Origin of the sequence: Fodinibacter luteus (assembly GCF_039541575.1) — a bacterium.
Taxonomy (GTDB): Bacteria; Actinomycetota; Actinomycetes; order Actinomycetales; family Dermatophilaceae; genus Fodinibacter; species Fodinibacter luteus.
Genome location: NZ_BAABGM010000016.1, coordinates 65,278 through 78,754, shown reverse-complemented (window position 1 = coordinate 78,754; position 13,477 = coordinate 65,278). Strand labels below are relative to the sequence as shown.

10 protein-coding genes are annotated in these 13,477 nt (G+C 72.8%); 3 read left to right on the top strand and 7 right to left on the bottom strand.

The features are described from left to right. Positions 1-263 precede the first annotated feature (263 nt). Both ABD899_RS13740 and ABD899_RS13735 read left to right on the top strand, forming a co-directional pair. A complete protein-coding gene (locus ABD899_RS13740; RefSeq protein ID WP_345206958.1) occupies positions 264-2,774 on the top strand; it encodes an ATP-dependent Clp protease ATP-binding subunit in 2,511 nt (836 codons plus the stop codon). A gap of 319 nt (positions 2,775-3,093) precedes the next feature. Next, a complete protein-coding gene (locus tag ABD899_RS13735; protein WP_345206956.1) occupies positions 3,094-3,630 on the top strand; it encodes an amino-acid N-acetyltransferase in 537 nt (178 codons plus the stop codon). Positions 3,631-3,733: 103 nt separating this feature from the next. On the opposite strand, the gene ABD899_RS13730 is transcribed toward ABD899_RS13735, so the two are convergent. Together ABD899_RS13730 and ABD899_RS13725 are read right to left on the bottom strand one after the other, a co-directional pair. Continuing rightward, the gene (locus ABD899_RS13730; protein WP_345206954.1) at positions 3,734-5,869 is read right to left on the bottom strand and encodes a hypothetical protein; all 2,136 of its coding nucleotides are present in this window, start codon (positions 5,867-5,869) and stop codon (positions 3,734-3,736) included. A gap of 90 nt (positions 5,870-5,959) precedes the next feature. Then, the gene (locus ABD899_RS13725; RefSeq protein ID WP_345206951.1) at positions 5,960-6,664 is read right to left on the bottom strand and encodes a DUF305 domain-containing protein; all 705 of its coding nucleotides are present in this window, start codon (positions 6,662-6,664) and stop codon (positions 5,960-5,962) included. A 219-nt stretch (positions 6,665-6,883) separates the two neighbouring features. Here ABD899_RS13725 and ABD899_RS13720 point away from each other — a divergent pair, with 219 nt between their 5' ends. Continuing rightward, the gene (locus ABD899_RS13720) at positions 6,884-8,185 is read left to right on the top strand and encodes an LVIVD repeat-containing protein (RefSeq protein WP_345206949.1); all 1,302 of its coding nucleotides are present in this window, start codon (positions 6,884-6,886) and stop codon (positions 8,183-8,185) included. A 67-nt stretch (positions 8,186-8,252) separates the two neighbouring features. Here ABD899_RS13720 and ABD899_RS13715 read toward each other — a convergent pair whose 3' ends face one another. The 5 genes from ABD899_RS13715 to rplI all read right to left on the bottom strand — a co-directional run bounded on the left by ABD899_RS13715 (position 8,253) and on the right by rplI (position 13,465). Continuing rightward, a complete protein-coding gene (locus tag ABD899_RS13715) occupies positions 8,253-8,981 on the bottom strand; it encodes a hypothetical protein (RefSeq protein WP_345206947.1) in 729 nt (242 codons plus the stop codon). A 201-nt stretch (positions 8,982-9,182) separates the two neighbouring features. After that, positions 9,183-10,082, bottom strand: a complete 900-nt coding sequence (locus ABD899_RS13710) for an HhH-GPD family protein (protein WP_345206945.1) — start codon at positions 10,080-10,082, stop codon at positions 9,183-9,185. A gap of 47 nt (positions 10,083-10,129) precedes the next feature. Beyond that, positions 10,130-11,212, bottom strand: coding sequence for a DNA integrity scanning diadenylate cyclase DisA (gene disA / locus ABD899_RS13705; RefSeq protein WP_345207098.1), 1,083 nt, complete (start codon positions 11,210-11,212; stop codon positions 10,130-10,132). Between the two features lie 116 nt (positions 11,213-11,328). Continuing rightward, positions 11,329-12,735 (bottom strand): DNA repair protein RadA, encoded by a 1,407-nt coding sequence (gene radA / locus ABD899_RS13700; protein ID WP_345206943.1) that lies wholly within the window; start codon positions 12,733-12,735, stop codon positions 11,329-11,331. A gap of 283 nt (positions 12,736-13,018) precedes the next feature. Further along, positions 13,019-13,465, bottom strand: a complete 447-nt coding sequence (gene rplI, locus ABD899_RS13695) for a 50S ribosomal protein L9 (protein ID WP_345206941.1) — start codon at positions 13,463-13,465, stop codon at positions 13,019-13,021. Positions 13,466-13,477: the final 12 nt, after the last annotated feature.

Sequence of the window (13,477 nt, the reverse complement as noted above, 5' to 3'; positions counted from 1 at the left end):
CTGCCAGCGCCGCCACTGACCCGGACCCGAGCCACCCGCACGCCGAGCGCGCCCGCGGCGGCCCGACCACCCGGCATCCGACCGGCATCCGTCGCCGTCGAACCTCGCTATGCCGAGAGCGAACGCGGAACACCCGCACCCACCCGTCACGTTGGACCCCCCGAAGGACGCGCCGCCCCCGGATGACCGCTCGGTGACGACGAGCGGGACGGACTCAGGCGGCGCGACTAGCATCGAGGTGACTCGACGTCAGGAGAAGCACCATGTTCGAACGGTTCACCGACCGCGCCCGGCGCGTCGTCGTGCTCGCCCAGGAGGAGGCACGCGGGCTCAACCACAACTACATCGGCACCGAGCACATCCTCCTCGGCCTCATCCACGAGGGCGAAGGCGTCGCGAGCAAGGCCCTTGAGAGCCTCGGCATCTCCCTCGAGGCCGTCCGCGAGCAGGTGCAGGAGATCATCGGCCAGGGCCAGCAGGCCCCCACGGGCCACATCCCGTTCACCCCGCGCGCGAAGAAGGTCCTCGAGCTCAGCCTGCGCGAGGCCCTCCAGCTCGGGCACAACTACATCGGCACCGAGCACATCCTCCTCGGCCTCATCCGCGAGGGCGAGGGCGTCGCCGCGCAGGTGCTCGTCAAGCTCGGCGCCGACCTGTCCCGGGTGCGCCAGCAGGTCATCCAGCTCATCTCGGGCTACCAGGGCGGCAAGGAGGGCTCCTCCGGGGGCGCCGGGGCCACCCAGGGCGGCCCCGCCGAGGGCGCCCCCGCGGGCTCGCTCGTGCTCGACCAGTTCGGCCGCAACCTCACCTCCGCCGCCCGCGAGGGCAAGCTCGACCCGGTCATCGGGCGCGAGAAGGAGATCGAGCGGGTCATGCAGGTGCTCTCGCGCCGCACGAAGAACAACCCCGTCCTCATCGGTGAGCCCGGCGTCGGCAAGACGGCAGTCGTCGAGGGCCTGGCCCAGGACATCGTGCGCGGCGAGGTGCCCGAGACCCTCAAGGACAAGCAGCTCTACACCCTCGACCTCGGCGCCCTCGTCGCCGGCAGCCGCTACCGCGGTGACTTCGAGGAGCGGCTGAAGAAGGTGCTCAAGGAGATCCGCACCCGCGGCGACATCGTGCTGTTCATCGACGAGATCCACACCCTCGTCGGTGCCGGTGCGGCCGAGGGAGCCATCGACGCGGCCTCGATCCTCAAGCCGATGCTCGCCCGCGGCGAGCTGCAGGTCATCGGGGCGACGACCCTCGACGAGTACCGCAAGCACATCGAGAAGGATGCCGCGCTCGAGCGCCGCTTCCAGCCGATCCAGGTCGCGGAGCCGACCCTCGCGCACGCGATCGAGATCCTCAAGGGCCTGCGCGACCGCTACGAGGCGCACCACCGGGTGTCCATCACCGACGGCGCTCTCGTCGCCGCCGCGACGATGGCCGACCGATACGTCAACGACCGCTTCCTGCCCGACAAGGCGATCGACCTCATCGACGAGGCGGGAGCGCGACTGCGCATCCGCCGGATGACCGCACCACCAGACCTGCGCGAGTTCGACGAGCGCATCGCCGCCGTCGTGCGCGAGAAGGAGTCGGCCATCGACGGGCAGGACTTCGAGAAGGCCGCGCGCCTGCGCGACGACGAGAAGAACCTGCGCAACGACAAGGCCAAGCGCGAGGCCGAGTGGAAGTCCGGCGACATGGACGTCATCGCCGAGGTCGACGAGGAGCTCATCGCCGAGGTGCTCGCCGCCTCGACCGGCATCCCCGTCTTCAAGCTCACCGAGGAGGAGTCCAGCCGCCTGCTCCACATGGAGGACGAGCTGCACAAGCGGGTCGTCGGCATGGACGACGCCATCAAGGCGCTCTCCCAGGCGATCCGCCGCACCCGCGCCGGCCTGAAGGACCCCCGCCGCCCCGGTGGCTCGTTCATCTTCGCCGGCCCCACGGGCGTCGGGAAGACCGAGCTCGCCAAGACCCTCGCGGAGTTCCTCTTCGGCGACGAGGACAGCCTCATCCAGCTCGACATGTCCGAGTACAGCGAGAAGCACACCGTCTCGCGCCTGTTCGGCTCGCCCCCCGGCTACGTCGGGTACGAGGAGGGCGGCCAGCTCACCGAGAAGGTGCGCCGCAAGCCGTTCAGCGTCGTGCTCTTCGACGAGGTCGAGAAGGCCCACCCGGAGATCTTCAACTCGCTGCTGCAGGTGCTCGAGGACGGCCGGCTCACCGACTCCCAGGGCCGGATGGTCGACTTCAAGAACACCGTCATCATCATGACGACCAACCTCGGGACCCGGGACATCACCAAGGGCTCGCTCGGCTTCTCGGCCGGCCCCGACACCCGCTCGGACTACGACCGGATGAAGGCCAAGGTCATCGACGAGCTCAAGCAGCACTTCCGCCCGGAGTTCCTCAACCGCGTCGACGACACGATCGTCTTCCCGCAGCTCAGCCAGTCCGAGATCGTCCAGATCGTCGACCTCGAGATCGCCAAGCTCGACAAGCGGCTCAAGGACAAGGACATGGGCATGGTGCTCACGCCCGCGGCGAAGAACCTGCTCGCGACCAAGGGCTACGACCCGGTCCTCGGAGCCCGGCCGCTGCGTCGCACGATCCAGCGCGAGATCGAGGACGTGCTGTCCGAGAAGATCCTCTTCGGCGAGCTCAAGGCCGGCGAGATCGTCGCGGTCGACGCCACCGGCGAGGGCAAGGACGCCACGTTCACCTTCGAGGGCGCCCCGAAGGCGCAGGCCATCGAGGTCCCCGTCGTCGCCGCGGAGGGCTGACCGCCACCGGATGCCGTGCCACGGCTCGCGAGGGGCCCCGACCACCCGGTCGGGGCCCCTCGGGCGTCGGTGGGGCCCTCGGACGTCGGTCGGGCCTTGGACTCGGGTCCCTGCCGGTCGGTGACCCTCGGCGCAATCCGCACCAAACCTTGAACGTGCCTTTACCCAACGAGGGCGGCCGGTGCCGCAGACTGGTGCGCAGGCAAGGGCCTCCGGGGCACCTTGCACAGGCGGCCCGCCACCACCCCTGCGGTGCGGGCCGCCGCCAATGCCCGGGACCAGGTGCTCCCAGCGCCGCCGGCGGGACTACGCTCCCCCCGTGCCGACCACCCCGGACCCCACCCCGCCGCCCCCGGCGGCCCCGGTCGTCGTGCGCGCCGCGCGCACGTCCGACGTGCGGGCCATCCGTGCCCTCGTCGCCCCCCTCGCCGAGCGGCGCGTCCTGCTCAACAAGGAGGCCGTCGCCTACTACGAGTCGGTGTCCGACTTCGTCGTCGCGGAGCTCGGCGGCCGCGTCGTCGGGTGCGGGGCGCTCCACGTGCTGTGGGAGGACCTCGGCGAGGTTCGCACCCTCGCCGTCGACCCGTCCGTGCTCGGGCACGGGGTGGGCTCGGCCCTGCTCCAGCGGCTCGTCGACCGGGCGCGCGAGCTGGGGCTGAGCCGGCTGTTCTGCCTGACCTTCGAGACCACGTTCTTCGGGCACCACGGTTTCGAGGTCATCGAGGGCCAGGCCGTCGACCCCGAGGTCTACGCCGAGCTCCTGCGCAGCTACGACGAGGGCATCGCCGAGTTCCTCGACCTCGAGCGGGTCAAGCCGAACACCCTCGGCAACACCCGCATGCTCCGGGTCCTCTGACCCGGGCGGCACTCGACCCGGCGGCGGCACACGCGCCGGCGGCGGCACTCGACCCGGCGGCGGCACACGACCCGGCGGGGGCACGCGCCGCACGCCTGCGCGCTCAGCCGCGTGAGCCGTCCGCGTTCGCGGGTGGGACCTGCTCGGCAGGGCCGATGCCCTGGGCCAGGAACGACCGCTGGGCCGCCAGCACCGCCGCGGCCTCGACGGCTGCTGCCTGCGCCGCCGCGCGCCGCCGCGCGCGTCGCCTGAGCAGCCTTCGGGTGACGAGGACCGCCGAGAGGAGGACGAGCACGAGCACGACGGGAAGGGCGAGACCGACGAGGAGCGCGCGGTCGGCGCGACTCGACGCGGCAGTGGCCGCCTCGGTCGCGGCCGCCAGGGCCCCCGCCTCGAGGTGCCCCGTCGCGTCCGTCGCGAGGTCCTCCACCCCGAGCACGGTGACGCCGAGGTCGCTCAGCGGGTCGCGGTCCTGCCCAGCCACGTCCTGCGCCCGCCCGACGGCGGTGACCGCCGTGGCCGCCGCCGGCAACGTCGCGCCGAGAGCGGCGTACTGCTCGTCGAACTCGGCCTGCTCGTACGACTCTCGGACCGGGTCCGGCACGTCGACGCCGGCGCGCGCCGCGGCATCCTGCACCTCGACCGCCTCGGGGCCGAGCCCGGCCACCTTCTCGTTCACCGACGAAGCCCGCTCGAAGTCCCACGCCGTCATCGCGTCGCGCAAGCCCTCCGGCGGCAGCCAGGCGCCGTCCCCCTCGTCGACCGCCGCGAACGCGGCGCGGGCCTCGGCGCGCGGTGCGAGCTGCGCCCGCTGCTCGGCCGTGAGGGCCCAGCGCTGGAAGACCTGCGCGGCATCCTCCACGCCCCCGCGCACCTCGACGAGGTCGAGCCATCGCGACCAGCTCGTGCGGCCCCCGTCGGCGTCCTTCGTCCCGGGTGGGTCGTAGGCCCGCTCCCCCCGGATGCCGGCACCGACCACCGCGGCCAGCTCGGTGTCGTCGAGGTCGGCGAGCAGCGCACTCGTCGCGGTGTAGGCGGCGGGGTACGCGTAGGCGTCGACGTCCTCGGACCGCCCGCTCGCGGAGCCGTCCCACGCGTTGAGCGGCACGGCATCCTCATCCCGGTACGAGACCCGCTCGCGGTCGGCGGGCTCGCCCCCGGTGGCACGCACCGTCCGCTCCGCGAGCACCTGGGCCAGGCCCTCGAAGACCCACCGCTCGTCGAAGCGCTCACCCGAGACCCACGCGTGCGAGAGCTCGTGGAAGAGCAGGTCGGCATCGAGCCCCTCACCGATGACGATCTCGTCGTCACTCGGGTCGAACCAGCCGTCGTAGCCACGCAGCGAGGGGGAGGCGTCCTCCCGGATCCGCTCGAGACCTCCCGGCCACGGCGTGCCGACGAGGCGTTCGAGGGCGGGGATGCCGGTGGTCACCCGGTCCGCGACGAAGTCGGCCCACTTGGGGTCGTCGGGAAAGCCGTTGAGCAGCAGGGCATTCCCCGACACCTCGACCGCGCGCTCCTCGGCCTTCGCCGGGTCGCGCAGCGACACGACGGCCCAGAACCCGTCCTCCTCCGTCGAGGTCGTCGCGACGTGGGTCGTCGTGGCGCCCTCCGTGCTCGACGTGAAGTCGTCGCTCGTGGCGTCGAAGGTCATGTCGGTCGGCGCCACGACCTCGACGCGGTTGCTCCCCGGGTCTCCGACGCCGTAGACCGCGAAGGTGGCGTAGCCCGGCCCGACCCGGGTGCCGTCCTCGTCGCGCGGCTTCTCGCCCGGCACCGAGAAGGTCAGCTCGATGGTGCGTGAGCGGCCGTAGCGCAGGTCCGGGAACGAGATGCGCGCCAGGCTCGTCGAGGGGTCCTGCGTCGGGGTGAGCCGCACCGGCAGCGACGTCCCGGCGCTGCGGGCCCGCAGGTCCTCGGCGCCGGCGGGCACCGGAACGGTGAAGGCGTCGTAGTAGAAGTAGACATCGCCGCGGTCGGGGGCGACGTTGCGCAGGTCGATCGTCACCGCCGCGTCGACGGTCGTCTGCTTCGCGTCGAGGACGTAGCGGCTCGTCGCGGTCGTCGCGAGGCCCTCGTCCGCCCGCGCCGGCTGCCCGGCGAACAGCGCCCCGACGACCAGGGCGACCCCGGCGACCCGGGCGGTTCGGGTGAGCCGGCCGGTCCGGGCGGTCCGGGCGGTCCGGGCGAGCCGGGCCGTCCTGGCGAGCAGGCCGGTCCGTGTCGTGCCTGCCCCCACCGATGCCTCCGCGCCGCGCTGCACCTCACCCTCTTGGACGTGCTCGGGTGCACTGTATGCCGCGATCCTGAGCGCGGTCAGCAGGTGGCGTCAGGACAGCCGGTCGAGCATCCCCTTCATCTGGGCGATCTGCTTGGTCTGGGTCACCGAGATGTCGGCAGCCGTCTCCTCGATGCGCGCGTCCGTGGCCTTCGCGAGGTGCTCCTCGACCATGGTGATCGCCCCTTCGTGGTGGCGGATCATGAGGGCGAGGAAGAGCCGGTCGGCCTCCGGCCCGGTGGCGGCCGCGAGCCGCGCGAGGTCCGCCTCGCTCGCCATGCCCGGCATCGAGTGCGTGCCGTGGTCGGTGAGGTTGGGGTTCGTCGCCTCGGGCGGCACGGACTGACCGCGCCCCTCGAGCCACCTGGCCATCGCGTCGATCTCGGGCTCCTGCTCATCGCCGATGCGCGAGGCGATGCCCTTGACCTCCGCGTCGGTGAGCTCGGGGAGCACGGCCCGGACCATGACGAGGGCCTGGGCGTGGTGGACGATCATGTCCTGGAGGAAGCGGGCGTCCGCCGGTCGCGCGGTCGGGGTGACCGTCGGTGCGGCCGCCGACCCGGTGAGCGTCGCGTCGGGCTCGCCGGGCTGACCCGGCTGCAGCACAGGGACGCTCGGCGGCGGAGCGGTGACGGCAGCGGCAGACCCGTCGTCTCCGGTGCAGGCGCCCAGGGAGATCACGAGGGCGGCGGCCCCGGCGGCTACCGCGAGGCGCGGTGCTCGGCGTGCGTCGGGGCGGCGGTCAGGGCTCGTCACGCGCGTCACTGTAACCCGGCCGAACCCATGGGATTTCCTTACGTTTCAAACTCCCCACGCCCCCGTCGCGTCGTGCAGTGTGACCGACACCACACCCCTTGCCGGGTGGGCCCGGTCGACCACCGGACCGCGCCGGCCGATCAGATCGAGGTGGACATGACACGGACGAGACTTCTCGCGGTTGCAGCCGCGGGAACCCTCATGCTGGCGCTCGGAGGCGTGGGCGCCGCATCAGCGGGGGACGGCCTCAACGTCTCCGGTACGGACCTGGCCCCCGACCAGATCGGGTACAGCAAGAACATCAAGCACCTGAGCAACACGCCGCACGTCGGTCCGTTCGCGGGCCAGTTCGGCACCGACCTCGCGTTCCAGGGCGACCGCGCCTACGTCGGCAACTACCAGGGGTTCATCATCTACGACATCTCGAACCCGTCGTCCCCCAGGACCCTCGCGCAGGTCAACTGCCCCGGTTCGCAGAACGACATCAGCGTGCGTGGCGACCTGGTCTACCTGTCCACCGACTCATCCCGCTCCGACGACAGCTGCGAGAGCACCGGCCAGCCGGCCACGATCAAGGAGTCGTGGGAGGGCATCAAGATCTTCGACGTCTCCGACGTGACGAAGCCGAAGTACATCAAGTCGGTCGAGACGAAGTGCGGCTCGCACACCCACACCGTCGTGCCGGGTGAGAGCGCTGACTACCTCTACGTCTCGAGCTACGGCCCACGGGACAGCTTCCCCGACTGCCAGGCCCCGCACGACCTCATCTCGATCGTCAAGGTGCCGCACGCCGCCCCGACGAGCGCGACCGTCGTCGAGACACCGGTCCTCTTCCCGGACGGCGGCAACTCCGGCACGGCCGGGTGCCACGACATCACCGCCTACCCGAGCAAGAAGATCGCCGCCGGCGCGTGCATGGGTGACGGCGTCATCATGGACATCTCGGACCCGGAGGACCCGAAGGTGGTCGAGACCGTGCGCGACACCAACTTCGCGTTCTGGCACTCGGCGACCTTCAACAGCGACGGGACCAAGGTCGTCTTCACCGACGAGCTCGGCGGCGGAGCGGGCGCGACGTGCGACGCCGCCACCGGACCCAACCGCGGCGCGAACGCGATCTACGACCTGTCGGCCGGCAACGACCTGACGTTCAAGTCGTACTACAAGATCCCGCGGCACCAGAACACCACCGAGAACTGCGTCGCCCACAACGGGTCGATCATCCCGGTCAAGGGTCGCGACGTCATGGTCCAGTCCTGGTACCAGGGCGGCGTCTCGCTGTGGGAGTTCACCGACTCCACCAGCCCGAAGGAGCTCGACTACTTCGAGCGTGGTCCGCTGTCCCCAAGCAACCTCGGCGGCACGTGGTCCGCGTACTACTACAACGGGTTCGTCTACAGCTCGGACATCCAGAAGGGCTTCGACGTCCTCATGCTCAAGGACCCGACGCTCCGCAAGGCCAACTCCGTGCGGCTCAAGGAGTTCAACGCCCAGACGCAGCCGGTCTACCCGATCAGGTGACCTGCGGCTGACGCATCGGCACGCGGCGCGGCCCACCCCCTCGGGGGTGGGCCGTGTGTCGTCCTGCCTACTCGTCGACGGCGCCGCGCCGGGTCACGGTGACCGGGTCACCGGGTCGGACCCGGCCGGGCACGACGACCCGGGCGTTGAGCCCGCGCAGCCGCAACGGACGGCCGACGGCGCCGTTGACGAAGCGCATCGCCTCCGCCCCGAAGCGTTCGACGAACTTCGCGCAACCCGTGTGCGGCTGCGCGGTCACCTCGATGACCGCGAAACGCAGCGCAGGGTCCCCGATGGTGAGCCGGGAGCCCGCCGGCAGGTTGTCGTGCGACAGGTCGAGGTCGAGGTAGAGCTGGTCGCCCGCGAGCGCCCGCCGCCCGGGCGCGCCGGCGAGGAACCCGACGAGGGGTGCGCTCATGACGTTGAGCTGCATGTCCGGGTGCGGTCCGCCGTCGGCCGTGCGGCTGCTCGGTCGCTGCGACCACGAGTCACCGACGAGCCCCAGCACGACGTCGAGCTCGCCCTCGTGGAGCACCTCCCGATGCCCGACCCGGGGGCGCCGGACGACGAGCTCCAGCGTCCCGGCATCCCGGGGCGCCGCCAGCAGCATCGGGAGGACCGCGGCCAGCTCGTCGGCGGTGCGGTGGGTCGCGCCGGGCGCCTCCCGGACGCTCCACACCGTGGAGACGCCGGAGGCCGTCACGTCACCCACACGAGATGCCGTCGCCATGTCACCGACACCGGATGCCGACGCCGTGTCGTCGGCCTCGGCCGTCGTGCCGGTCCACGTACCCATGCCGACCAGTGTGGCGCGGCGGGAGGTCGCCGCCGACCGGGTTCCACCCCTCGACCCCCTCGACCCGGCGGCGAGTGCGGAGGTCGTCGCCCGGGCGGCGCGGGTTCACGGCGTGTGCGCAACTTCCCGAAGGAAGGAGCTGTCCATGGCTCGTCCGAATCGACTGGGTCGAGGCGCTGCCGGGGCGGGGGTGGAGGCCGCTCAGGCGGGGAGGCGGAACCGGTCGTGCTCGAGTGGCTCGAGCAGGCCGTCCTCGACGAGTGAGCCGATGCACCGCTCGACCTGGCCGGCATCCGGCCCAGCCGCGTCGAGCGCCTCGCGCGTCAGCGGTCCCGGGCTGTCGCGCAGCAGCTGGAGCACCGCACCGCGCACCTGGCGGTCGGTGCCGTGCCACCCCTGGCCGCGCCGGGGCGGCCCGTCATGAGGAGGGCGCCCCGCGAGCACCCACGCGCACCGGTCGAGGAGTGGGCACGCGTCGCAGCGCGGCGCCCGGGCCTGGCAGACGAGGGCCCCGAGCTCCATGACGGCGACGTTCCACGTCGCGGATGTCGGGGCGTCCTCCGGGACGACGGCTGCCGCGAGTGCCGACTCGGCGGCGGTGAGCGACGGAGCGGCGTGCTCGCGCCCCCCGACGGCGCGGGCGAGCACCCGCCGGACGTTCGTGTCGACGACCGTCGTGCGGCGGCCGAAGGCGAACGCGACGACCGCCGCGGCCGTGTACGAGCCCACCCCCGGCAGGGACAGCAGCCCCGCCTCGTCCGAGGGCACCTGCCCGCCGTGGTGCTCGACGACGGCCACCGCCGCCTCGCGCAGCCGCAGGGCCCGGCGCGGGTAACCCAGCCGCCCCCAGGCGCGCACCACCTCCCCCGGCGACTCGGCGGCGAGCGCCGCGGGCGTCGGCCAGCGCTCCATCCACTCCCGCCACACCGGCTCGATCCGCCCGACGGGCGTCTGCTGGGACATGACCTCCGACACGAGCACGCCCCACGGCGAGCACGACGGGTCGCGCCACGGCAGGTCCCGGGCGTGCCCCGCGTACCAGGCGAGCACCGGCCGGTGGAGGGAGCCGGCATCCACCGGCCACCGCCCGGCGTGAGGCACGCCGGGGTGGAGAGGGTCTGACGAGGGGACCACGTGCGGCGAGCGGGTCAGACGTAGCGCTCGAGGATGCTCGACTCGGCGAGCCGGGACAGCCCTTCGCGCACGAGCCGGGCCCGGCCCTCACCGACGCCGTCGACGTCCATGAGGTCGTCGATGTTGGCCGCGAGCAGCTTCTGGAGGCTGCCGAAGTGGCCGACGAGCCGGTCGACGATGGCGCCGGGCAGGCGCGGCACCTTCGACAGCAGCCGGTGCCCGAGCGGGCTCACCGACGAGTCGAGCGAGTCCCCGACGATGGTGAAGCCGATGGCCCGGGCACCCGCGGCGGGGTCGAGGAGCTCGGTGGAGTCGATGGCCTCGAGGTTGGCGATGGCCTCCTCGAGGCTGAACTCGGCCTTGGCCTCGGGCAGGTAGTCGCGGATGACGAGGCCGAGGTCGTCGGACAGCCCGCCGGTGAGCTCCTCGAGCTGGAGGCTGAGCAGGCGCCCGTCGGTGCCGAGCTGGACGACGTACTCCGCGATCTCGTCCTTGATCCGCCGCACCATCTCGAGGCGCTGGAGGACGTTGGCGACGTCGCGCACCGTGACGAGGTCCTCGATCTCGAGGGCCGAGAGGGTGCCGGTGACCTCGTCGAGGCGAGACTTGTAGCGCTCCAGGGTCTGCAGGGCCTGGTTGGCGCGCGACAGGATGGCGCTGGAGTCCTCGAGGACGACGCGGCGCCCGGCAACGTACAGGGCGATGATCCGCATCGACTGGCTCACGGACACGACGGGGAAGCCGGTCTGCTTCGCGACCCGCTCGGCGGTGCGGTGCCGGGTGCCGGACTCGCTCGTCTCGATGCGCGGGTCGGGCACGAGCTGGGTGGCCGCACGCAGGATGCGGGTGACCTCACGGTCGGTGACGATCCCACCGTCCATCTTCGCGAGCTCGCGGAGCCGGGTCGCCGAGAACTCGATGTCGAGGGGAAAGCCCCCGGTCGAGACGGTCTCGACGACCCTGTCGTTGCCGAGGACGATGAGGGCACCGGTGCGTCCGCGCAGGATGCGTTCGAGCCCGTCGCGCAGCTCGGTGCCCGGCGCGACGGCCGCGAGCGTGGTGCGCAGGAGGTCGTCGTCGGACTGCGGCGTCGGCACGCTCACCTCCTGCAGTCTCCGGTCCCCGGGCCGACGCGGTCCGCGGCCAGTGCGGGCATCCTATCCGGGTCCCGAGTGGCGCCGTGCGAAACGGCGCCGGGCAAGAGCCTTCCGGCTCACCGGGGGGCCCGGTCGTGCAACCCGCGCAGCACGGCCTCCGCGACGGTCCCGGCCTCGACGAGCTGCACTCCGTCGGGAACCGGCCCCGCGCCGAGCACCCCCGGCGGAACGACGGCGCGGTCGAAGCCGAGCCGGGCCGCCTCGGCGAGGCGGCGGTGGGCCCCGGTGACCGGCCGGACCTCGCCGGCGAGGCCGACCTCGCCGAAGGCGACCGTGCCGGGCGGGAGCGGCCGGTCGGTGATGGCGCCGGCGAGGGCGAGGCTGACCGCGAGGTCGGCCGCGGGCTCGGTGATGCGCACGCCCCCGACGGTCGACAGGTAGGCGTCGCTGCTGCCGATCGGCGCCTGCGCTCGCTTGTCGAGGACGGCGAGGATCATGTTGACCCGGGCCGGGTCGAGGCCGCTCGTCGCCCGTCGGGGGGTGGCCAGGCTCGACGCGGTGACGAGGGCCTGCACCTCGGTGACGAGCGGCCGGCGACCTTCGAGGGTGACGGTGACGCACGTGCCGGGCACCGCGGCGGTGCGCCCGGACAGGAACAGCCCGCTGGGGTCGGCGAGCCCGACGATCCCGACGTCGGACAGGTCGAAGCAGCCGACCTCGTCGGTCGGGCCGTACCGGTTCTTCACGGCCCGCACGAGGCGCAGCCGCGAGTGCCGGTCGCCCTCGAACTGGACGACGACGTCGACGAGGTGCTCGAGGACGCGCGGGCCGGCGATCGAGCCGTCCTTCGTGACGTGCCCGACGAGCAGGACGGCGATGCCACGCTCCTTGGCGACCTGGATGAGCGAGGCCGCCACCTCGCGCACCTGGCTGACGTTGCCCGCCGAGCCCTCGACCTCGGCGCTGCCGATCGTCTGGACCGAGTCGACGACGACGAGCTCGGGCTGCACGGCATCGACCTGGCCGAGCACGGTCGCGAGGTCGGTCTCGCTCGCGAGGAACAGCGATCGCGCCATCGCCTCGATCCGCTCGGCCCGGGTGCGCACCTGGGCGGCGGACTCCTCACCGCTGACGTAGAGGACCCGGCGGTCGCCGTGCTCGCCCGAGCGGGCGGCCCGCGCCGCGACGTCGAGGAGCAGGGTGGACTTGCCGATGCCGGGCTCGCCCGCGACGAGCACGACCGCACCGGGGACGATGCCGCCACCCAGTACCCGGTCGAACTCCGGTACCCCCGTGGGCCGGGCGACCGCCCGCCGCACGTCGACCTCGCCGATTGGGACCGCGGGCCGCTGCGCCGTGGTCGCCGCCGTCGTGCGCGCGGTGACCGCACCGACCTCGGCGACGCTCCCCCACGCCTGGCACTCGCCGCACCGGCCGACCCACTTCACGGCCTGCCAGCCGCACTCGGCGCAGCGGTAGGCCGCGGAGGGGCGCGCGGGACGTCTCGAGGGGGGGCCGGCCATGCGGCACACGGTATGCGAGGCCGGTGACAGGGGGCCCGGTCGGGCCATTGCCCCGGCGGGGTCCGGACCGGAATGCTGTGGCCATGCGCGTGCTCGTGACCGGTGGCACCGGCATCCTCGTGGATGCCGGTCACGTCCCGCCGCGAGACCGCCCGGCGGTGCGCTGAGCCGCGCCCACCGCCACAGGACGCCCGGCCGACGCCCCGGAGGTCGGCCGGACGCGACGAGGCCCCGGACCGTTCGGTCCGGGGCCTCGGGTGCGCGTCGGCGGATGGTGGGCGCGTCAGCCGGCCACGACGTCGAGCTCGACGGTCGCCTGCACCTCGGGGTGGAGGCGCACGAGCGCGGAGTGCGTGCCCGTCGTCTTGATCGGGGTCGGAACCTCGATGCGGCGCTTGTCGAGCTCCGGGCCGCCGGCCGCCTGGACGGCCGCGGCGATGTCGGCGGTGGAGACGGCGCCGAAGAGGCGGCCCCCGGTGCCGGCGTGGGCGGCGACGGTGATCGCCTTGGACTCGAGGGTGCCCTTGATGGACTGCGCCTCTTCGAGGGACTTCACGGCGCGGACCTCGCGGCCCTTGGCGAGCGCGTCGACCTGCTTCTGGCCGCCCTTGGTCCACGCCGTCGCGAGCCCGCGACGGAAGAGGAAGTTGCGGGCGTAGCCGTCCTTGACGTCGACGACGTCACCGGCGGTGCCGAGGCCGGTGACCTCGTGGGTGAGGATGACCTTCATCGTTCTGGCTCC

Coding starts and splice junctions, on each gene's coding strand:
- ABD899_RS13715 (WP_345206947.1), bottom strand. CDS start 8,981: ATGGGTACGTGGACCGGCACGACGGCCGAGGCCGACGACACGGCGTCG.
- rplI (WP_345206941.1), bottom strand. CDS start 13,465: ATGAAGGTCATCCTCACCCACGAGGTCACCGGCCTCGGCACCGCCGGT.
- radA (WP_345206943.1), bottom strand. CDS start 12,735: ATGGCCGGCCCCCCCTCGAGACGTCCCGCGCGCCCCTCCGCGGCCTAC.
- ABD899_RS13740 (WP_345206958.1), top strand. CDS start 264: ATGTTCGAACGGTTCACCGACCGCGCCCGGCGCGTCGTCGTGCTCGCC.